Below are 21,742 nucleotides of genomic sequence, written 5' to 3' on the forward strand. Positions count from 1 at the left end.
GATTGTTAACTGTTTGTGCAAATCCGATGTTTTTTGATTTCCACCAGGCAACTCATGGCGTTTGGCCCCTGAGTTAACGATGAGGTGCCGATGTCTAATGTCAGGACATTCGGGTTACCCGCGCGATCCCACGGCTGCCATGCGCGACCAAATCCCGGATCGAACCAGGCGCCGGTGGCGATGATCACGACGCCTGGCGTTAAACCGTCGGTCAGGCGCACACCGGCCAGCATACGACCGCGCGCGTTGCTCACTTCAATCTCATCGCCATCCTGAATTTCACGCGCGGCGGCATCCTGCGGATGCATATACAGCGTCTCATGCCCGGCAGTTTTATTGGCTTGTACCGTGGCGGTGGCATCCATCTGGCTGTGCAGACGATCCGACGGCTGAATGGAGATCATATGCAGCGGGAACTGCGCGCTGAGCGGCGCGCCCAGCCACTCCTGCGGCTCGCGCCACTCGGGATGACCGGCGAAATCCTCCAGCTGATAATCGGCGATGGTTTGGCAAAACAGCTCAATTTTGCCGCTGGCGGTTTGAATCGGATGCGCCTGCGGATTGGCGCGGAAATCATCCATAAACACGAACGGCTTGCCGCCTTCGGGAATCTCGACAAACCCGCGATCCCAGAATTCACCGAACTCCGGGAAATGAATATCTCTGCGCGCATGGGCTGTCGCGCATTGCTGATACAGATGCTCAATCCACTGCATCTCGTTACGTCCTTCAGTGAACACATCACGATAGCCAAGACGATCGGCGATATCGGCAAAGATATCGAAATCGTTGCGCGCCTGATGCTGCGGCTTAATCGCCTGATGCATCGCCAGCACGAAGCGATCGCGCGATGAGCCGCCAAGATCGTTGCGCTCGAGCGTGGTGGTGGCGGGCAACACGATATCCGCCATCTGCGCCGCCGGCGTCCAGACGATATCCTGCACAATCACCGTATCCGGGCGCTGCCAGCCTTCCACCAGACGATTGAGCTGCTGATGATGATGGAACGGATTGCCGCCCGCCCAGTGTACTAAGTGGATATCAGGATAGTGCTGGGTTTCGCCCTGGAAATGATACGGCTGACCCGGATTGAGCAGCATGTCGCTGATGCGCGCCACCGGAATCGATAAATTGCCCGGATTCGGGCCGGTGCTCATCATCGGTGCCGGACCATCCTGACGCGGATTGCCGACGCTGTTCATTGAACCGTGACCAAACGAGAAACCGCCGCCCGGCAAGCCCGGCTGCCCGAGCATCGACGACAGCGCAATCATCATCCAGTACGGCTGTTCGCCGCGATGGGCGCGCTGTACTGAATAGGAGCAGGTAATAAAACTGCGTTTGCCAATCAGCTGTTGCGCCAGCAAGGCAATACGCGCCGCCGGAATGCCGGTAATGCTGCTTGCCCACTCAGGCGTTTTGACGATGCCATCGCTTTCACCCAGCAAATAGCTGCGCAGCTGCGGCCAGCCAGTGCAGTGGCTGGCGAGGAAGCTTACATCCAGCGCGTTGCGACGGGTAATTTCGAAACCCAACGCCAGCATTAGCGCCACGTCGGTGTTGGGGCGAATCGGAATCCACTCGGCATTCACGAACGCCGGACAATCATCGCGCATCGGGCTAATGTTGATGATCGGCGTGCCTTTGGCGCTGAGCTGCTCCAGCGCCGGTTTAAGGCTATGCTGCCCTGCTCCGCCGGACGCCACCTGCGCGTTTTTTAGCGCCAGGCCGCCGAAGGCGATAAAGATATCGGCGTGCTGTACCACTTCCGGCCAATCGGTCACGCGACCGGTCAGCGGCATGTAGGTGCCGATCACGTACGGCAGGAAGAACTGCGCCGCACCCCAGCTGTAGTTACCTTGCTGATCCACCCCGCCGCCGCCCTGAAAATAGAAGCGACGAATCAGCGTGCGCGCATGGTTGACGCGCCCCGCCGATGACCAGCCGTAAGAGCCGTTGAAAATGCCGGAAGCGCCGTAGCGATCGCGCACGCGGCGATTCTCTTCTGCGACTAAATCCAGCGCGGTATCCCAATCCACCGCCACAAAATCTTCGCGGCCACGTAGCGTGCGGTCGCTGTTCTCGCGCGACTTCAACCACGAACGGCGCACCATCGGCTGACGGATGCGTTTATCCGAATAGACCAGTTCAGGAATAGTGTTGAGCATCGGAGACGGATCGGCATCGGCGAAGAACGGTTCACAGCCAATCAGGCGATCGTTTTCGGTGACGGCGGTAAAAGCGCCCCAGTGCGCCAGATGTGGCACGCGAGTTTTCATGGTATTGGGTCCGGCAGGCAGGTGTGAGTATGTTTGGCAGCATAACATGGGCCTGTCACTGAGCTGAAGCGCGGCTGTGAGCGTCTGATTTTCCGTGCTTTTGCGACAGCGCTGGCATTCTGGCGGGTTGCTACAGGGTGGGTTTTCCGTAACACTGGTGGTCTGTGTAAACGTTTTCCCGGATGTCGATAATCGCATGGCTACCATTAAGGATGTTGCCCGTATGGCTGGGGTCTCGGTCGCGACCGTTTCCCGCGTCATCAATAATTCGCCCAAAGCCAGCGAGAGTTCGCGCCTCGCCGTCACTCAGGCAATGGAGCAGTTGCAGTATCACCCGAACGCCAACGCACGCGCCCTGGCGCAGCAATCCACCGAAACTCTCGGTTTAGTGGTGGGCGATGTTTCCGACCCGTTTTTTGGCGCGATGGTGAAAGCGGTGGATGAAGTTGCGGGCCAGACCGGCAACTTTTTGCTGATTGGTAACGGTTACCACAATGAGCAAAAAGAGCGTCAGGCGATTGAGCAACTGATGCGCCATCGCTGTGCTGCCTTAGTGGTACACGCCAAGAAAATCCCCGACGACGATTTAGAGATGTTGATGAAGCAGGTGCCAGGTATGGTGCTGCTGAATCGCCTGCTCAAAGGCTTTGAAAATCGCTGTATCGCGCTGGATGACCGCTACGGCGCGTGGCTGGCCACGCGTCATCTGATTCAGCAAGGCCACACGCAAATCGCTTTTATCTGCTCCACGCACACCATTTCCGATGCCGAAGATCGGCTGCAGGGTTATTACGATGCGCTGAAAGAGCACGGTTTACCGTGTAACGATCGTTTAGTGGCATGGGGCGAACCGGATGAAGTGGGCGGCGAGCAGGCGATGACCGAATTGATGGGCCGCGGCAAACAGTTCACGGCGGTGGCCTGTTACAACGATTCGATGGCCGCCGGTGCGCTGGCGGTGCTGAGCGACAACGGGATTCGCGTGCCGGAAGAGATGTCGCTGATTGGCTTCGATGATGTGCTGGTGTCGCGCTATGTGCGTCCACGATTGACGACGGTGCGCTATCCGATTGTCACCATGGCGCAACAGGCGGCGCAACTGGCGCTAGCGTTAGCCAATGGCGGCGAGATGCCGGAAGTGACCAATATGTTTAGCCCGACGCTGGTACGACGCCATTCGGTGAGCGGGCCGGGTTAAGCAAGATTGCGCGCCGCACAATTTGTAGCGGCGCAATTTATTGCGCGATAAATCGCGCCGCTACGATTCAGTGCGTTGTGCAACTACAAATCCCGCGCATACACCTTCACCTGCACATCCGGGAACTCCAGCGCGTCGCACTGATACTGCCAGCCAAAACGTTCGTAATAACCACCAAACGTTGCCCACAACCACAGCTTGTTATGTCCACGCTGACGCGCGAAATCAATCACATGCTGCTGCAGCGCTTCACTCAATCCTTTGCCGCGCGCGGATTCCTCAACGAATAACGCGGCTACCCACGGATAAAGATCCTGACGACTGATCAAATCGCAGCGCCAAAATCCCACCATGCCGAGCGGTATATCGCCGTCAAGCGCCACGAAGGTCACCGGGAAATCGGCGCCGTTGAGGCTACTGCGCACAATGCTGTCGTAAAACGCACGCGAGGTGCCATCACCAAACGCCTGCCACAGCCAATCGGTGATCTGTGTGGCGTGATGCGGCACCGCGCTGAGCGCAACGATCTTCATCAGATCAGCTCCAGCGCCAGCAATTCCTCGATGGTCTGCGCACGACGAATTTCCCGCGCCGCGCCATTCTCAAACAACACTTCCGGAATCAGCGGACGGCTGTTGTAGTTAGACGACATCGACGCGCCGTACGCGCCGGTATCATGGAATACCAAATAATCCCCGACCTGCGCCGCAGGCAGCGCGCGGGTTTCCACTTTGCCGCCTTCCAACTGCGTGAACACGTCGCCAGATTCACACAGCGGGCCGGCCACCACACTCTCTACGGTTTCGTCACCCAGCGCGCGACCCTCCACCGGCAGCAGCGAAATATGATGATAGCTACCGTACATGGATGGGCGCATCAAATCGCTGAAACCGGCATCGACCAGCACAAAGTGACGGCTGCCCATCGCTTTCACCGCGCGTACCTGCGATACCAGCACGCCCGATTCAGCCACCAGGAAGCGGCCTGGTTCGATCTCCAGTTTCACCGCATGGCCGAGATGCGCGGCGATGCGCTCACGTGCGCCGTTCCACAAGCCGTAATAGTGCTGGGTATCAATGGCTTCTTCGCCAACACGATACGGAATCGATAAACCGCCACCGGCAGAAATCGCCTGCAGATCCTGACCAAACGTCACCACCTGATCGACCATTGCGTCACACACCTGCTGCAGATGCGCGTAATCCACGCCGGAACCGATGTGCATATGCAAACCCACCAGACGCAGGCCGTGTTGTTGGATCGCCGCCAGCGCCAGCGGCAGATCGCTGTGCCAGATACCGTGTTTGCTGTTCTCACCACCGGTGTTGGTTTTCTGGCTATGCCCGTGACCAAAACCAGGGTTGATGCGCAGCCACACCGCGTGGCCCGGCGACACTTCACCCAATTGATGCAGCATATCCACCGAACCGGCATTGACCGGCACCTTCAGCTCTGCAATGCGTGCCAGCGTCGGCTGATCAAACACATCGGCGGTAAAAACAATATCTTCGCCGCCCGGTTGATAACCGGCGGCGATGGCACGCTCAATTTCACCCAGCGACACCGAATCCACTTTGACGCCCGCCGCCCGCATCAGACGCAGAATATGAATATTGGAGCAGGCTTTCTGCGCAAAACGCACCACATCAAATGCGCTCAGCTGCGCAATGCGCTGCTGAATAATCGCGGCGTCGTACGCCCAAAATGGCCCGGCATAACGCTGCGCCAGCGGCAGTAAATTGGCGGCGTTCAGCGCCGTTTCGGTGTTATTCAGTGGACGTGGCATGTCAATTCTCCTGTGGCTTTGGTGTTATTTAGCCACAGCGCAGCAATTCATAAAAATATCTGTTTTAGCGACATCTATACAAATATGATATGGCTTCAGCGGAGGACGTGATGGCAAAAATTAACTGGCGACATATCGAAATTTTTCACGCGGTGATGACCAGCGGCAACCTGACGCAGGCGGCAACGCTGTTGCATACCTCGCAGCCGACGGTGAGCCGCGAGCTGGCGCGGCTGGAGCAGCAGCTCGGCCTGCAACTGTTTGAACGGGTGCGCGGCCGCTTGCAGCCGACGGTGCAAGGCTTGCGGCTGTACGAAGAGGTGCAGCGCTCGTGGTACGGACTGGATCGCATCATGGATGCCGCTGAAGGACTGCGCCAGTTTCGCCAGGGTGAATTGTCGATCGCCTGCTTGCCGGTATTTTCACAGTCGCTGCTGCCGCCGGTGCTGCAACCCTTTTTGCAGCGCTATCCGCAGGTCAGCCTGAATATCATTCCGCAGGAGTCGCCACTGCTGGAAGAGTGGCTGTCGGCGCAGCGTTACGACCTCGGTCTGACCGAAACCCAGCATGCGCCTGCGGGCACCGAACGCCTGCCGCTGCTGACCTGTGATGAAGTATGCGTGCTGCCGCCACAGCATCCGCTTTGCCAACGTGAGGTTCTGACGCCACAGGATTTTCATGGAGAGAACTACGTTAGCCTGTCGCGCAGCGACAGCTATCGCCAGCTGCTGGACTCGCTATTTCATGAGCAGAATGTGGAGCGTCGATTGGTGTTGGAGACGCACAGCGCGGCGTCGGTGTGCGCCATGGTGCGCGCGGGCGTGGGGATATCAATTGTGAATCCGCTGACGGCGCTGGATTACGCCGACAGCGGAGTGGTGATGCGTCGTTTCAGTATCGCCGTGCCTTTCACCGTCAGCCTGGTACGGCCGCAGCATCGGCCGGCTTCGGCGCTGGTCGATCACTTCTGCGACCACCTGCAACAGCAGGTGGCCGCGTTTCCACAACGTATTGCCGAGCGGCTGGCTTAAGCGTTGACCGCTGCGCCCTGCCCGCCCGATTTGCGGAAGGTTATCAGGCAGATCACCAGTCCAACTGCCGCGAGCGCGGCAGCGGCAACCGGCACCGACGTCAGGCCATAACCTTGCTCGATTACCGCGCCACCGACCCACGCACCGAGCGCATTGCCGACGTTGAAGGCGGAGATGTTCAGCGTAGAGACCAGGTTCGGCGCATCTTTGCCGTGGCGCACCACGTTAATCTGCAAGCCTGGCACGGTGGCAAAGGTCGCCATCGCCCACAGGAACAGGGTGATTTCCGCCAGCCACAGCGCATGGCTGGTCCAGCTGAACAGCAGTGAAAACACCGCAATCAGCACAAAGCTGAGGATCAGGCTGAATGAGACTTTCCAGTCGGCCAGCTTGCCGCCGAGGATGTTGCCGACGGTCAGACCGGCACCAATCAGGAACAGCGTCCAGCTGACGCCCCGATCCGAGATGCCAGTCACCTCCAGCAGCAGCGGGGCAATGTAGCTGAACAGCGCGAACATCGCCGCCGCAAAGAACACCGTCATCAGCAGCGACAGCCACAGTTTGCCGTTGGCCAGCGCGCTGATTTCGCTCGCCAGATGCACCGGCTTCTCTTCTTTGTTGTTCGGCAGGCTGACGATCAGCGCGATAAAGGCGAAGATGCCGATAATCGCCACACCCCAGAAGGTGGCGCGCCAGCCAAACATCTGTCCAAACCAGGTGCCGAGTGGCACGCCAAGCACGTTGGCCAGCGTCAAACCGGTGAACATCAGCGCCACAGCAGACGCCTGACGACTCGGCGCCACCAGACTCGCCGCCACCACCGCGCCAATGCCGAAGAAGGCGCCATGACACAACGCCGTCACCACACGCGCCAGCATCAGTAGATTGTAGGTATAGGCCAGCGCACACAGTACGTTGCCAATGATGAAGATGATCATCAGCAGGATCAGCGTTCGTTTACGCGGCAGTTTGGCGGTCAACAAAGCCATGATCGGCGCGCCGATAGCCACGCCCAGCGCGTAACCGCTGATTAGCCATCCCGCAGAAGGAATCGACACCTGCAGATCGCCCGCCACATCCGGCAGCAAACCCATGATGACGAACTCCGTGGTGCCGATGGCGAACGCACTCAGCGCCAGCGCCAGTAATGCAACAGGCATAACACACTCTCCCAAATATTTTCATTGCAGGCGGGCCGCACTGCGAGCGCAGTACGGTTACAACAGACGCTTATTAAAATTTGAACTGCGTCACATTGTTATTAAAGCATAGGCTTTTCACTGCAACCACCCCGCGCGCCGCAAAGCTATTTTGCCGCCGCAGCAATAATCCCTGCGCGGGAAAATGACCCAGGCGAACCATTGAGACAGAGTGATGTTTCCGCGCTACGCTTGAAAGGCATGTGATCGCTATCACGGCGAGTTAGCTTTTGACGGAAAATCAATATGTAAAGGATGGACGTGCACTGCCGATACCTCAATGGATTGCCCGGTAAAGGGGTATCAAAAATCGAGGGGAGAGCGTATGCGATGGCTCATCGCGCTGACGGTCGGCTGCCTAAGCGGCTGCTCAGTCGGGCACTACGAATACAGCAAAGAAGCAGCAAAACGCGTTGATATGACCGTCACCGGCATTCCCACGGTGCTGGGCATCGGTGCGCTGGGTACCACCATTCCTCTCACGCCCGAGTACAGCCTAACGGCGGCACATGTGGCGAAGTATTCGCTCTATCGGGTGAAAGCCTGGCATCCCGAGTGCGATATCGCCGTGGTGTACCACAAAAACAGTGAAGCCAATCTGCCTCCGCCTTTTCGAAACAGCCATATCGGCGATGACGTGAATTTGTATGGTTACAGCTTTATTTCAGCCATGCCGGTGGCATCGAGTGGTAAAAATTTGATCAATACCACGCTGGCGAATGACTGGAACAAGCCCAGTTGTGTGGTGGTGGCGGCCAATGCTGGCGTGGTGAAAGGCATGTCCGGTGGCGCAGTGTATAACGCTAGCGATGATACGCTGGCAGGCGTGATTGTCGGCTACAGCAGCCAGATCGATGACAATAAAAGCGGCAAGACGCTGTTTAAAAATGTGGCGCTGTATGTGCCTTATGCGCGTTTTCAGGCGTGGCTGGATGGGGTGGTGAAGTCGTAGATTGTGCTGATTAAAACAAGGTCGCCATGAATGGCGACCCTACGACACCTGTAGGGTGCGCATTAATGCGCACCGTTTCAATATACGCACAAAATCTGATGATGCATTTATGTGCGCCGGGAATTATGCGGGAACCCACGCGCCCTTCAGCTGCACCTGCGGGAAGCCGCTGGTCAAAATGCGCAGCTCGGCATCACGCGGGGTGTTGTCGCCCTGCCCCTGAATGCTGACGATATCCTGCGGACAGGCGGAAAACGCCACGAAGCAATCCATCTCGGCGCGCAATACGATGTAGTCGCCCGGTTTGGTCACCACCGGCAGCGTCTTCAGCGTGATGCCGTCCGGCTGCACCTGAATATTCATAAAGATATTAAACGAGGCCAGATTGCCGTGCGGCAGCGTCACGCCCAGCTCGCGCATGCCTTCAAACAGGTTGTCATGGCAGTTGCGATGCGGTTCGGTGCAGCCGAGCAGCTCATAGCGGCGCGCGTCGCAGGCAGCCATAAACGTATCGTGTACGCCCGGCGACGTATCCGCCACCAGCGTCAAAATCGGATGGCGCTGGCTGGTGATAAAGCTGTCGCCCACTTTTGGATTAAGCCGCTGATTCCACACTCGCGTCGCCTCCATGCACATATATTCACTCACATCCTCGGCGTTGTAGGCCCAGCAATCTACCACCTGCGTGCCGTGCAGGTTAATCACCTGCACTGCTTCACCTTTCTTCAGTCGCACCGCTTTACCGAAGCGCGCCGGGATAGTTATCACTTCACGATGCTGAAATTCAGCTGACATGTTGTTCTCCAGATTAGTGCTGCGTGGCGCGACGATAGCGCGTCATGCGAGATTCAAGGCCGCGCGCCAGCCAGTCGATCGCGCTGTTGAGCAGCCAGTAACAGAGCGCCACCGTGAGGTAAATCTCCAGCGGCGCGTAGGTATCCGAAATCGCCTGTTTGGCGGCGTACATAAACTCCTGCACCGAGACAATCGACAGCAGCGCTGAGTCTTTAATCAAACCGATCATCAGCCCGACCAGCGGCGACAGCATCTGCGGCAGCGTTTGTGGCAGCACCACATCACGTAATTGCTCGCTGCGGCTTAAGCCCAGCACGCGGCACGCTTCCCACTGCCCTTTTGGCAGCGCATCGATCGCCGAGCGGATCACCTGCGCGATATAGGGTGCGTAGTAGAGCGTCAGCGCCAGCACGCCAACCACCGGCGACGACAGCGTGATGTCATATTCCGGCAGTACGAAGTAAAGCAGATAGATCACCACCAGCAGCGGCAGCGCGAGAGTTAACCCGCTGTACAGATTGAGCACCCGCAGCCAGAACGGCGAGGCGCGCATCAGCAGCGCGGCTAACACCGTGCCCCACAGCAGCGCGCAGAGTGCCGCCACGAAACAGAGTTGCAAAGTGGCGACCAGGCCGTCACCGAGCGACGGTAAAGAGGTGAGAATGGCCTGCCAATCCATTATGCCAACCTCCGTTTTGCTTCCAGACGACGCGCCGCCGCAATCAACGGCATGGCAATCAGCAAATAGCCGGCCGCCACCAGCAGCAGCACCTGCGTGGCTTCGTAGGTGCGGGCGATAACGATCTGTCCGGCGTAGGTCAGTTCGGTCAGCGCTACCACCGACGCCAGCGGCGTGGTTTTCAGCAGAATGGTGAACTCATTGACCAGCATCGGCAGGCTGGCACGCATCACCTGCGGGTTGATCACGTACCACCAGGTGAGAAAACGGCTCAATCCCAGCGTGCGCGCGGCTTCAAGCTGGCCGCGCGTCACCAGGCTGCGATTAACGCGCAGGATTTCCGCCACGTACGCGCCGCTGTTGAGGCCGATGGCAATCACCGCCGCCAGCATCGGTTGTCCACCCAATCCCAGCCGCGGCAGCGTGAAAAACACCACAAACAGCTGCACAATCGCCGGGGTGCCGCGCATCAGGCTGACATACAGGCGGCCGATGGCGCGCCAGACCCAGGCACGACGCAGCTGTAGAAAGCAGCCAAGCTGCCCCATCACTACGCTGACGAGCGACGCCAGCACGGTGAGCAGCAACGTCATCAGCAGGCCGTGTCCGAGTTCCGGCAGCGCGGCCACTACCTGTTGATCCAGCCCCATGCGTTACTCCGCGTTAAAATCGTGCAGGTTTTCCGCCACTGACAGCAGCAGCGGCGCGGGCTTATCGTTGCCCTCAATGCCGGTGTTGCAGGCGGAGACGATGAACTGCGTATCCATCACCACGCGACAGGTAATGCTGTCACCGGCTTTGGTCAGATTGGTTTCCGGTAGAATATCCCCTTCGCGCGTTAATTTGACGTGCATAAACAGGTTGATGGGATCCGGCAACTTCGGCACCACCAAGCCGAGACGCGCCAGCTCGCCACGCAAAGCATCAAGGCAACCTACGCCCGGATAGCCGCGCTCAGTGAGAAACGCCGTGGTGGAGGCCGGCAGCAGCAGGTCGTGACGCTTCACGCTGTCTTTACCCAGCACCATCATCGGACGGCGGCGGTTATTCACCAGACGCATCCCCGATCCGAGCAGATAACTGTTGCTGAACACCCGCGTGTGGTGCACTGACAGCCATACGGCGGGATCGGCCAGGCTAAAGCCAAACAGCGAGGCAACAGCGCCATCGCCCTGCGCAGTAATGCGCAGCAGCTGACCGCGCAGCACGCGAATCGAACCCACGCTGCCCGGCGCAACCTGCACCGGCTCGGCCAGCGTGCGCACGGCGGTTTCTTCATAATTTTCACGCATTAACAGCATGATTCATCTCCTGAGCGTGAAAATGGTCACTGACCACGATATCAATCGGCGTGACCTGCAAACCGTTGCCGGGAATGATGTCCTGCGGGCAAGATGACACCGAGCAGATCAAGTCACAAAGCGCTTCAAAGGTAATGCTATCGCCTGCTTTGCTGTTGGGATCGGTGACTTCCATGCGGCCATCGGCGGTCACCGGGCCGTTTTGAAACAGGTTGAACGGCTCCGGCAGCGAGAAGTAAGTCACGCCAAATTCCTTCATGCCTTCCAGCAGGTTATCAACGCAGTTGCGATGCCCATCGACGCCGAAATCGACGCTGAAACGGGTGCGATCGCAGGCCGGGACGTTGGCATCGTGAATGCCAATGCTGTCGGCAAGAATGCGCAGCATTGGGCGATTTTCACTCGACCACAGCGCGTCGCCCGGCTTGAAGAACAGCGAGCGCAGTTGCTGGCGCGTATGCACCGGCGACAGCTTTTCGTTGAGGTCGTCAGCGTTTACCGCGACAAAATCGGCCGCCTGCTGCCCTTCGCTATCAATCACGGTAATAAACTGGCCCTTGCGCACGCGGAAAGTTTTGCCAAAGCCGGCAGGCACCGTCAGGTTGGACTGGCACATAATTACTCCTGCGGAATGAAGTCGCTGGCGGGCACGCTGAAGGTGGTGCCGAGATACTGCTGCTGCAGCTTGGTCAGCTCGCCATCTTTCTGCATTGCCAGAATGTGGTCGCTAATGGCTTTGTTCAGGCTGCCATCTTCTTTACGTGTCGCCCACCCCATCCACTGCGACGGGCCAACTTCGCCCACCTGTGCCACTTTACCGGCGTACTTTTTCGCTACCGGTGCCAGCACTGAGATGTCGTCATAGACGAAATCGGCGCGTTTGGTCATCAGCGTACTGACGGTTTGATCCAGCGAATCGACGTTGATGATGGTGATCGGTTTTTTGCCCTCTTTCTTCAACTGCTCGTTGAAGCCCTTCAGCAGCTGCTCCGGCACGCTGGCGGTTTTCACTGCGCCGCGCAGGCCAGACAAACTTTCCGGACTCAGGGTTTTGCCGCTGAAGGTTTTCGCCTCGGCTTCGCGCACCAGCACGCCGTTAACGGTTTTGCTGTATGGCACGGTGAACAACACCTTCTTCGCGCGTTCCGCAGTCACGTTAAGAGACGAACCTTCAGCATTGAACGAACCGGAGATCAGGCCCGGCAAGATGCCGCTGAAGGCGGTTTTCTGGAACTCCAGTTTCACGCCGAGATCTTTGGCGAAGGATTGCATGATCGCCACGCTGTAGCCGGTGATCTCACCTTTGTCATCGGTGTATTCGTAGGGAGGAAAGGTTGGATCGATACCAACGGTGATTTTGCCGCTGCTTTTGATGTCGGCCAGCGTATCGGCTTGCGCCTGCGCCATGGTGCCCACGGAGAGAAGTGCGGCGATCAGCAGTGCTGTTTTTTTCATTATGGTGTTTCCCTGGTGTTGGTGAAATGTCTTTTTCTACTGAGCATGTTTTGTGCCAGCTTTTTCACCACTGCCCTGAGTGCATCACGCCAGATCTATCTTTAGCTAACAAAATCAATTGGAAACAATTGTTTCTTTGTTTTTATTTTTAATTTCATAGGTTTCATTGATGGGCGGGACGGCGGCTATTGCTGGAGGGATATTTGGCAGGGTTGCACTATGTTGGGGCGATTTCTGGCGCAAAATGCGCCAGCACGGCGCACTATTCAAGCTCGTCGAGGGATTGGTGCAGCGCTTCAATTTGCGCGAGGTGATCGTTGCTGGCTTTACCCATTTGTCGGGCCACCAGTGAACAGAGCAGATTGCACACGCCAGAGAGCGCGGCGGTGCTGTCGAAGATCAGGCTACTGTCGGTGTGGCAGCGGATCACCCATTGCGCGTGGCGCACCGGTTTGCCGGAGAGCACATCGGCGATATACAGCATGGGGACATTGCGCTCGGCCAGCGCGTTCATTGCCGCTTCCAGCGCTGGCATGCGTCGCCGCAGACCGACGCAAATCACCACGTCTTGCGCCGTAAGCGCCGCCATGTGTTCCGCCAGCGAATCGCCGGGACGTGGCAGCAGACGCACATCGGAATGAATATGGATCAGGTCGCGGTAGATCAGATGGGCGATAGTTTGGCTATGCCGCCAGCCCATCACCACCACGCGCCGCGCCGCGCTGATGGCAGTAACCGCTTGCTGCAGCTGTTCGCTATCCAGCGTGCGATAGCTGTTGACCAGGTTGGCGATCTCTTTTTCCAGGTGCTGCTGCATGATGCTGGCCAGCGGTGATGCGCTGGGCGCCGGTTGCAGATAGAGCGGCGATCCGCTGCTCTGCATCTCACGCGCCTGACGGCGTGCGGCTTCATAGCTTTCGTAGCCGAGATGGCGGAAGAAACGGGTGGTGGTGGCTTTGGAGACGCCCGCGCTGTGCGCCAGTTCGGTGGCGGTATTCATGGCTAGCTGTCCGGGCGCGGCAAGAAGCACGTCGGCTAAGCGCTGCTCGTGGCTGGAGAGCTGATCCCAGTGCTGACGAATTCGGCCCTCTAACGTTGCCGCTTTTGCACTCATGGTGATTCCCTGAAAAAGAAAAAAACCATCCTGCACAGAGCGTGCCGGGTTGTCATCTGGAATTTTGTGTTGGGAGACGGGAATAAATAAAGGTCGCCATGAATGGCGACCCTACCTGATACCAGAGAGGATTACTTTGCGGTCGGGCGCAGTGCCGGGAACAGGATCACGTCGCGGATGGTGTGGCTGTTGGTAAACAGCATCACCATACGGTCGATACCAATGCCCAGTCCCGCGGTTGGCGGCAGGCCGTGCTCCAGCGCGGTGACATAGTCTTCGTCATAGAACATTGCTTCGTCGTCGCCAGACTCTTTGGCATTCACCTGCTGCAGGAAACGCTCAGCCTGATCTTCGGCATCGTTCAGCTCCGAGAAGCCGTTACCGATTTCACGGCCGCCGATGAAGAACTCAAAGCGATCGGTGATTTCCGGGTTCTCGTCGTTACGACGCGCCAGCGGTGAGACTTCAGCCGGGTATTCGGTGATGAAGGTTGGCTGAATCAGATGCGCTTCAGCGGTCTCTTCGAAGATCTCTGTTACCACGCGGCCCAGGCCCCAGCTCTTCTCGACTTTGATGTGCAGCGATTTGGCAATCGCTACCGCTTTGTCGAAGTCTTCCAGATCGCTCAGGTCGGTTTCCGGACGGTATTTCTTGATCGCTTCACGCATGGTGAGCTTCTCGAACGGCTTACCGAAATCGAAGCTGTGATCGCCATACGGCACTTCCGTGGTGCCCAGCACGTCTTGCGCCAGGGTACGGAACAGGCTTTCGGTCAGTTCGATCAGATCTTTGTAATCCGCATACGCCATATAGAGTTCCATCATGGTGAACTCTGGGTTATGACGCGGCGAAATACCTTCGTTACGGAAGTTACGGTTGATCTCGAATACGCGATCAAAACCGCCCACCACCAGACGCTTCAGGTACAGTTCTGGCGCAATACGCAGGTACATATCGATGTCGAGCGCATTGTGATGGGTGATGAACGGACGCGCGGAAGCACCGCCCGGGATCACCTGCATCATCGGGGTTTCCACTTCCATAAAGTCGCGGTTAACCATGAACTGGCGGATACCGGCCATGATTTGTGAGCGAATTTTAAAGGTTTTGCGCGAATCGTCGTTGGAGATCAGATCGAGGTAACGCTGACGATAACGGGTTTCCTGATCGGCCAGACCATGGAATTTGTCCGGCAGCGGACGCAGTGCTTTGGTCAGCAGACGCAGCTCAGTGATGTGGATCGACAACTCACCGGTTTTGGTTTTGAACAGCTTACCGCGTGCACCGAGGATATCGCCCAGATCCCACTTCTTAAACTGCTCGTTGTAGACGCCTTCTGGCAGATCGTCGCGTGATACGTAGATCTGAATCTGGCCGCCGACATCCTGCAGGGTGGCGAATGACGCTTTACCCATAATGCGGCGCGTCATCATACGACCAGCGACGCTGACTTCTACGCCCAGCGCTTCCAGCTCTTCGTTCTCTTTCGCGTCATAGCTGGCGTGCAGCACATCGGACGTGGTATCGCGGCGGAAATCGTTTGGAAACGCCACGCCTTTTTCACGCAGCGCGCTGAGTTTTTCGCGACGCGCTTTCAGTTCGTTATTTAACTCAAGGGCGGCATCAGCGCTCTGCGGTTGTTGTTCAGACATGTCGGTTCCTTATAGCCCTGCTTTTAAACTTGCTTCAATAAAACGATCGATATCGCCATCCAACACCGCCTGGGTGTTGCGGGTCTCTACGCCAGTGCGCAGATCCTTGATGCGTGAATCGTCGAGAACATAAGAACGGATCTGGCTGCCCCAGCCGATATCAGACTTGTTATCTTCCGCTGCCTGCTTGTCCGCGTTTTTCTTCTGCATCTCATATTCGTACAGCTTGGCGCGTAACTGCTTGAAGGCCTGATCTTTGTTCTTGTGCTGTGAACGGTCGTTCTGGCACTGCACCACAATGTTGGTCGGCAAGTGGGTAATACGCACCGCTGACTCGGTTTTGTTGACGTGCTGGCCGCCCGCACCGGAGGCGCGGTAAACGTCGATACGCAGATCGGCGGGATTGATGTCGATATCGATGTTGTCATCCACTTCCGGATAGATAAACACCGAACTGAATGAGGTATGACGACGGCCACCGGAATCGAACGGGCTCTTACGCACCAGGCGATGCACGCCGGTTTCGGTGCGCAGCCAGCCAAACGCGTAGTCGCCGATGATTTTAATGGTGGCGGATTTGGTACCGGCCACTTCACCGTCTGACTCTTCGATAATTTCGGTTTTATAGCCTTTGGCTTCGGCCCAGCGCAGATACATACGCAGCAGCATGCTGGCCCAATCCTGCGCTTCGGTGCCGCCGGAACCGGCCTGAATATCCATGTAGCAGTCAGCGCTGTCATATTCGCCGGAGAACATACGACGGAATTCCAGTTCGCCCAGCTTCACTTCCAGCGCATCCAGCTCGGCAACGGCTTCGTTGAAGGTCTCTTCATCGTCGGCTTCTACCGCCAGATCCAGCAGGCCCTGCACATCTTCCAGGCCCTGACGCATGTGATCTAAGGTTTCCACCACCGCTTCCAGCGAAGCGCGTTCTTTACCCAGTGCTTGCGCACGCTCAGGTTCGTTCCAGACGTCCGGCTGCTCCAGCTCGGCGTTTACTTCTTCGAGGCGTTCTTTCTTGGCATCGTAGTCAAAGATACCCCCGAAGAACGTCGCTGCGCTCACTGAGGTCCTGAATACGATTTTTGACCGGATTAATTTCAAACATGGCTTTTCAGTCTTTTTTGACGATTCGGTGAAAGGAGATAAAAACTAACGCGCTAGTTTACCCGAAAGTGTGCGCACTTTGTAGCATTGCACGCGGCAGGCATGCGCGTGCATCGGCATCAGCAAAAAAAGTTTTCATTCTTCTGGAAAGCTTCACTCGCGAGGATTTCCAAAACGCCTCAGCAAACGCATCGCGCTCAAAACCTTCTTAAGAATTTTCCTGCAAAAATTGAGCTATTCGCACCGAAAGACGTCATTAAAGATCATGATTTATAACGTTAAATCATTAAGAATCGTCCTGTGAGAAATTTCCTGCAAAAAAGCAGAAACGTCTCAAATAACGCCATTAAGCAGCTGATATTCAGCCTATCGATTTGTTAGCGCCCCTTTATCATTTTGCTTAGTGACTATCCCCCCATTGGACATCACTTATGTCCAAAACGTTTGTCACCACGCCCGCCAGGAATGCGTATTTTCGACAGGGAATAACACAGTAATCAGCGCCCGTTACGTGAGCGGGCGCAACATGTCCTCAGAGACATGAAGGAGCATTGATGTATACCGTTTTGCGCACTTCTCCGCGCCTGCTTTCCTTATTAATGCCTTTGTTACTTACCGCCTGTGGTGGCGGTGGCGGGGGTAGCGGCGGAAGCGCTTCGCCCCCGCCCACCACCGGCATGCCTGTTCCACCCACGCCAGCCCAGCCCAGCGCCTCTGGAAATGCCAGCAAAGTCGGCATTATTGATTCAGGGTTGTCGCCGGATCGCAGTGAAATTAATTATGCCAACGTGCAGTTCACCAGCTATGTGGGCGGCGGCACTGCCTTAAACGATAATCAGGGGATCAACGGCCACGGTACGGTGGTGGCGCTGACACTGCTGGGTTTATCGCCGGCCAGTACGCTGTATGTGGCGCAATCCTCGCAGAACAACGTGTTCAAATACGATGATACCGCGCGCGCGGTAAACGGCCTGCTTAGCCAGGGCGTGCGTATTTTCAATATGTCGTATGCCTCGAGCGAGCGCTTAACCACCGCGCAGGCTTTAACCGATGCGCAGCCCCGCTATCAGGTGCTGGTGCAAAGCATGCGCGATATTGCCGCGGCTGACGGTTTGGCGGTGGTGATCACCGGCAACGGCGGCACCGAGACGCCTTCGCCAAACGCCCAACTGCCGCTGATTTATCAGGACAGCGATCTGCAAAAAAATATGCTGGCCGTTACCGGCGTGATGGAGAGCACTTCGTACGACACCGCCAATCGCGCTGCGTTAACCGGGCCATTTGATGCCTGCGGCAACGCCGCCGCATGGTGCCTGAGCGCGCCCGGTTACACCGATTATCGCTTTCAGAATACCGATGGCAGTTGGGTGAATGTGCGCAGTTACGGTACCTCGTTTGCCGCACCGCGCGCGGCGGCGGCGGCATCGCAAGTGTTGCAGCGTTTTCCGTGGATGAGCGGTTACAACCTGCAACAAACTCTGCTAACCACCGCCACTTATCGCAGCGATGCCTATGCGGGCGCGGCGGATAGCGCCAACGGGCGGCCTTATAACAATACCTTCGGCTGGGGCGATCTCAACCAGGCGAAGGCGCTGAACGGTCCGGCGATGTTTTGGGCCAATGATTTTCACGCCAGCCTCGATGCGGGCAAGTATGTCTTCTCCAATGCCATCAGCGGCGATCGTGGCCTGATACTGGACGGCGCCCATAATGGCGGCGTACTGCAATTAACCGCCAATAACAGTTACCTCGGTCAGACCAGCGTTTCAGCCAATACTTTGCTGATTGATGGCGCGATTGCAGGCAGTGCCAACGTCAGCGGCAGCGGCACATTGGGCGGCAGCGGCGTGATTGGCGGCAGCTTGCTCAATCAGGGTTCGGTCAACGGCGGCTTGCAGGTGCAAGGCGATTACCAGCAACGCAGCAATGGCGTGCTGAATATCGCGCTGGACAGTCCGCTGCGCGTAGCCGGCCACGCGACGCTGGACGGTACGCTGAACCTCGCACCGCCTTCATCAACTTATGTAGTGAAACAGCAGGAAACTTTACTCACCAGCGATGCAGGCGTTAGCGGCCAGTTCAGTCAGGTCAATACTGGCGTGTTCCTTGATGGTACGGTCAGCTACAACGCCAACAGCGTAACCGGCCAACTGACCCGTAAAAACACCGCGGCAGCAGCAGCGGCAATGGGCCTGAGCGGTGCCAGCACGCAGCAAACGGCAGCGAATCTGGAGCAGGCGTTTAGCGTGGCGGATAGCTGGCAGCAACAGGGTTCGCTTAGCCGTGCGCAGCAGTCGGCGCTTGGGGCGGCCGGTGCGTTGCAGACGCTGGCCGATGCCAACAGCGCGCAGGCCGCCATCAATTCACTTTCTGGCCAGGCGCATGCATCCAGCATCGCGGTGCTGTTTAACGCGCTGGATTATCAAACGCGTCTGCTGAGTAACCGCATCGCCGATGCCAGCGCCGACAATCGTTACGGTTTCTGGCTGGAGAGCGGTCAACTGCGCGGTTCGCTGGATCAGGCTGGCTATCTTGGCACCGATTATCGCAACACACTTACCGCACTCGGCGTGGATAGCGATTTGGGTGTTTCAGGTCTGCGCGTGGGCGTTGCCTGGACGCAGAATCAGATCGATTCAACGTACGACCAAACCGGCGGCACCAGCCGCAACCGTCTGCAAGGCGCGATGCTGTATGGTCGCTACGATTTAACGCCGGAATGGTATCTGCAGGGCAATCTCAGTTATCAACATGGGCGCGATGAGTTGAAGCGTCTGGTGTTACTGGATGAAGCCTCGCCGGTGTCATCGACCACCAGCAGCAACAGCTGGCAGGCGGCGCTGCAAAGCGGCTATCGCTGGACGATTGAAGATAATTATCGCCTGGAGCCTTATCTCGGCTGGCGTGAAACTGGACTGGATACCGGTGCATTTGAGGATAAAGGCAGCGCGTTCGGCCTGAGCGGTGACGGCGACAGCTATCGACGCAGCGTCGGCTATAGCGGCTTGAATATCAGCGCCCGGCAGGATTGGTCGGCGGGCTTGTGGAGCATGGTGAGTGTGTATGGTGAATATCAGTACGCGTTTAACAATCCGTCGATGGATGTGAGCGCACGCTGGGGCGGATTTGGCGATGTCCAGAACCGCTTTACCCTTCCTGGTATGCAACTCGATCGTCGTTCGCAGTGGTTAGGCGTGCGGTTGGATGTGGCGCAGGCGTCACGTGCACATCTGTTCCTGCGCGCCGATCAGCACTTCGCCGATCGCGGCGACGAGAAAGTGCTGCGCGGTGGTGTGGATGTGAGCTTCTAAAAAGCGCTGTGAAGGTCAAAAGAGCGCGATAAATCGCGCCGCTACAAATACGTGCACATATTGTAGCGGCGCAATGCATTGCGCGATGCAATTGATGCAACCTACATCTTGTAGCGGCGCAATGCATTGCGCGATGCAATTGATGCAACCTACATCGGCCAGATGTGATCAATAATCAGCTGTACCGAACGATTGCCGCGGTATTCATTGATATCCAGCTTGTAGGCCAGTTGCACCTGACGCACGCTGCTGTCTGGCCACAGCGTGGTATCCACGTTAAAGGCAATACCATCTAACAGCGGGCCGCCGCCGAGCGGCTCGACCATCACTTTTAAATGGCGCTCGCCGACTAACCGCTGCTGCAGTAGTTTGAACTTACCGTCGAACACCGGTTCCGGGAACGCTTGTCCCCACGGACCGGCTTCACGCAGCATTTCCGCGGTGCGCAGCGTAAACTCTTGCGCGTGCAGTTCGCCGTCCGACCAAATCACGCCCTGCAATGCTTCGCCATCCAGCCACTCATCTATTAATGCGGCAAAACGCTCACGGAATTCGTCGTACTTCGCGGTTTCCAGTGACAAACCGGCCGCCATGGCGTGGCCACCAAATTTGATCATTAAACCCGGGAACAGGGTGTCGAGACGCTCCAGCGCATCGCGCAGGTGCAAACCGGCAATCGAACGGCCAGAACCTTTCAGCACGCCGTCTCCGGCGGGAGCGAAGGCTATCACCGGACGATGAAAACGCTCTTTCAGCCGCGACGCCAGAATGCCGACCACGCCCTGATGCCACTCCGGATGGTAAAACGCCAGACCCAACGGCAAATCAGTGTGCTGACGCTCCAGTGCATCGCACAGCGCCAGCGCTTCACTCTTCATGCCTTGCTCAATCTCTTTGCGCGTCTGATTCAGCGCATCGAGCTCATTCGCCAGCATGCGCGCCTCGGAGATATCTTCGGTGAGCAGCAATGCCACGCCGACTGACATATCGTCCAGACGACCCGCGGCGTTAAGGCGCGGTCCTACGGCAAAACCAAGATCGCTGGCGGCAAGTTGACGCGCATCGCGGTTGGCGATCTCCAGCAGCGCGCGAATGCCGGCGCGGCATTTGCCGGCGCGGATACGGCTCAGACCTTGCCACACCAGAATACGGTTGTTGGCATCCAGCGGCACCACATCGGCGACCGTACCCAGCGCCACCAGATCCAGCAGTTCAGCCAGATTCGGCTCAATGCGCCCTTCGCCAAACCAGTTTTGCTGACGCAGATAGGCACGCAGCGCCAGCATCAGATAGAAGGCAACACCCACCCCCGCCAATGAGCGCGAAGGGAATTCGCTGTCGTTGAGGTTGGGGTTCACTATCGCTTCGGCAGCGGGCACGGTTTCGCCCGGCAAATGGTGATCGGTGATGAGTACCGGAATACCATGCTGATGCGCGGTATCGACACCAGCATGTGATGAGATGCCATTATCGACGGTGAGAATCATCTCCGCGCCGCGTGCTTTGGCCTGATCAACCACTTCCGGACTCAGGCCGTAGCCATCTTCAAAACGGTTCGGTACCAGATAATCCACATTGCCGCCCAAGCTGCGCAGTGCCAGCACGGTTAGGGCGGTGCTGGTGGCACCATCGGCATCGAAATCGCCCACCACCACAATGCGTTTGCCCGCGAGCAACATCTGGTGCAGCAGCGTAACGGCGGCGTCAATACCACCGAGCGTTTGCCACGGCAGCAGGTGTTTTGCCCCGCGCTCCAGTTCCAACGCCTCTTTCACGCCACGTTGCAGATACAACCGGCGCAGCAAAGGGGGCAAATCAGCGGGTAAGCTGGCGTCGGTTTCGGCTTCGCGCCGACGCAATTCAACAGAATGCTTCACTGTGCG

18 protein-coding genes are annotated in these 21,742 nt (G+C 57.5%); 4 read left to right on the top strand and 14 right to left on the bottom strand.

Annotated features, from left to right (window positions below; genetic code table 11):
- Positions 1–5 precede the first annotated feature (5 nt).
- Positions 6–2,279 (bottom strand): molybdopterin-dependent oxidoreductase, encoded by a 2,274-nt coding sequence (locus AC6I8K_RS15010; protein WP_497826978.1) that lies wholly within the window; start codon positions 2,277–2,279, stop codon positions 6–8.
- A 196-nt stretch (positions 2,280–2,475) separates the two neighbouring features.
- Here AC6I8K_RS15010 and galR point away from each other — a divergent pair, with 196 nt between their 5' ends.
- Complete coding sequence (gene galR / locus AC6I8K_RS15015; protein ID WP_064738076.1) at positions 2,476–3,477, top strand: HTH-type transcriptional regulator GalR; 1,002 nt, start codon at positions 2,476–2,478, stop codon at positions 3,475–3,477.
- A gap of 83 nt (positions 3,478–3,560) precedes the next feature.
- Here galR and AC6I8K_RS15020 read toward each other — a convergent pair whose 3' ends face one another.
- Entirely contained in the window at positions 3,561–4,010 is a 450-nt protein-coding gene (locus tag AC6I8K_RS15020) for a GNAT family N-acetyltransferase (RefSeq protein WP_497826979.1), read from the bottom strand.
- Positions 4,010–5,263, bottom strand: coding sequence for a diaminopimelate decarboxylase (lysA, locus tag AC6I8K_RS15025; protein WP_483816070.1), 1,254 nt, complete (start codon positions 5,261–5,263; stop codon positions 4,010–4,012). Before lysA ends, AC6I8K_RS15020 begins: the two co-directional genes overlap by 1 nt.
- 110 nt (positions 5,264–5,373) lie before the next feature.
- Here lysA and AC6I8K_RS15030 point away from each other — a divergent pair, with 110 nt between their 5' ends.
- Positions 5,374–6,294, top strand: a complete 921-nt coding sequence (locus AC6I8K_RS15030) for a LysR family transcriptional regulator (protein WP_497826980.1) — start codon at positions 5,374–5,376, stop codon at positions 6,292–6,294.
- On the opposite strand, the gene AC6I8K_RS15035 is transcribed toward AC6I8K_RS15030, so the two are convergent.
- Positions 6,291–7,454, bottom strand: a complete 1,164-nt coding sequence (locus tag AC6I8K_RS15035; RefSeq protein WP_483816072.1) for an MFS transporter — start codon at positions 7,452–7,454, stop codon at positions 6,291–6,293. The genes AC6I8K_RS15030 and AC6I8K_RS15035 overlap by 4 nt on opposite strands.
- A 364-nt stretch (positions 7,455–7,818) precedes the next feature.
- Between AC6I8K_RS15035 and AC6I8K_RS15040 the strand changes: the two genes are divergently transcribed.
- Positions 7,819–8,445, top strand: coding sequence for a hypothetical protein (locus AC6I8K_RS15040; protein WP_064738081.1), 627 nt, complete (start codon positions 7,819–7,821; stop codon positions 8,443–8,445).
- Between the two features lie 123 nt (positions 8,446–8,568).
- Here AC6I8K_RS15040 and AC6I8K_RS15045 read toward each other — a convergent pair whose 3' ends face one another.
- The 9 genes from AC6I8K_RS15045 to prfB all read right to left on the bottom strand — a co-directional run bounded on the left by AC6I8K_RS15045 (position 8,569) and on the right by prfB (position 16,549).
- Positions 8,569–9,240 carry a DUF1989 domain-containing protein gene (locus AC6I8K_RS15045; RefSeq protein ID WP_483816073.1) on the bottom strand — a complete coding sequence of 224 codons (672 nt, stop codon included), beginning with the start codon at positions 9,238–9,240 and terminating at the stop codon, positions 8,569–8,571.
- A 13-nt stretch (positions 9,241–9,253) separates the two neighbouring features.
- Positions 9,254–9,919: an amino acid ABC transporter permease gene (locus tag AC6I8K_RS15050; RefSeq protein WP_497826981.1), complete on the bottom strand. Its 666-nt coding sequence runs from the start codon at positions 9,917–9,919 to the stop codon at positions 9,254–9,256.
- Positions 9,919–10,569 (bottom strand): amino acid ABC transporter permease, encoded by a 651-nt coding sequence (locus AC6I8K_RS15055; RefSeq protein WP_497826982.1) that lies wholly within the window; start codon positions 10,567–10,569, stop codon positions 9,919–9,921. The genes AC6I8K_RS15050 and AC6I8K_RS15055 overlap by 1 nt, the downstream gene beginning before the upstream one ends.
- A 3-nt stretch (positions 10,570–10,572) precedes the next feature.
- Positions 10,573–11,220, bottom strand: coding sequence for an urea carboxylase-associated family protein (locus AC6I8K_RS15060; RefSeq protein WP_064738085.1), 648 nt, complete (start codon positions 11,218–11,220; stop codon positions 10,573–10,575).
- A complete protein-coding gene (locus AC6I8K_RS15065; protein WP_064738086.1) occupies positions 11,204–11,836 on the bottom strand; it encodes a DUF1989 domain-containing protein in 633 nt (210 codons plus the stop codon). Before AC6I8K_RS15065 ends, AC6I8K_RS15060 begins: the two co-directional genes overlap by 17 nt.
- A 2-nt stretch (positions 11,837–11,838) precedes the next feature.
- A complete protein-coding gene (locus AC6I8K_RS15070) occupies positions 11,839–12,675 on the bottom strand; it encodes a transporter substrate-binding domain-containing protein (RefSeq protein ID WP_497826983.1) in 837 nt (278 codons plus the stop codon).
- Positions 12,676–12,937: 262 nt separating this feature from the next.
- The gene (locus AC6I8K_RS15075; RefSeq protein WP_064738088.1) at positions 12,938–13,789 is read right to left on the bottom strand and encodes a MurR/RpiR family transcriptional regulator; all 852 of its coding nucleotides are present in this window, start codon (positions 13,787–13,789) and stop codon (positions 12,938–12,940) included.
- A 131-nt stretch (positions 13,790–13,920) separates the two neighbouring features.
- Entirely contained in the window at positions 13,921–15,441 is a 1,521-nt protein-coding gene (gene lysS / locus AC6I8K_RS15080) for a lysine--tRNA ligase (protein ID WP_483816078.1), read from the bottom strand.
- A 9-nt stretch (positions 15,442–15,450) separates the two neighbouring features.
- Positions 15,451–16,549 (bottom strand): peptide chain release factor 2 gene (gene prfB, locus AC6I8K_RS15085; RefSeq protein WP_152929142.1). Its coding sequence is split into 2 segments (ribosomal slippage): positions 15,451–16,473 and positions 16,475–16,549, totalling 1,098 coding nucleotides; the frame shifts between segments, so codons are not numbered across the junction.
- A 553-nt stretch (positions 16,550–17,102) separates the two neighbouring features.
- On the opposite strand from prfB, the gene AC6I8K_RS15090 reads away from it, so the two are divergent.
- A complete protein-coding gene (locus AC6I8K_RS15090) occupies positions 17,103–19,859 on the top strand; it encodes an autotransporter domain-containing protein (RefSeq protein ID WP_497826984.1) in 2,757 nt (918 codons plus the stop codon).
- 149 nt (positions 19,860–20,008) lie between these two features.
- On the opposite strand, the gene recJ is transcribed toward AC6I8K_RS15090, so the two are convergent.
- A complete protein-coding gene (recJ, locus tag AC6I8K_RS15095; protein ID WP_497826985.1) occupies positions 20,009–21,736 on the bottom strand; it encodes a single-stranded-DNA-specific exonuclease RecJ in 1,728 nt (575 codons plus the stop codon).
- Positions 21,737–21,742: the final 6 nt, after the last annotated feature.

Source organism: Pantoea sp. X-Soil-ISGK-421, from assembly GCF_059730785.1.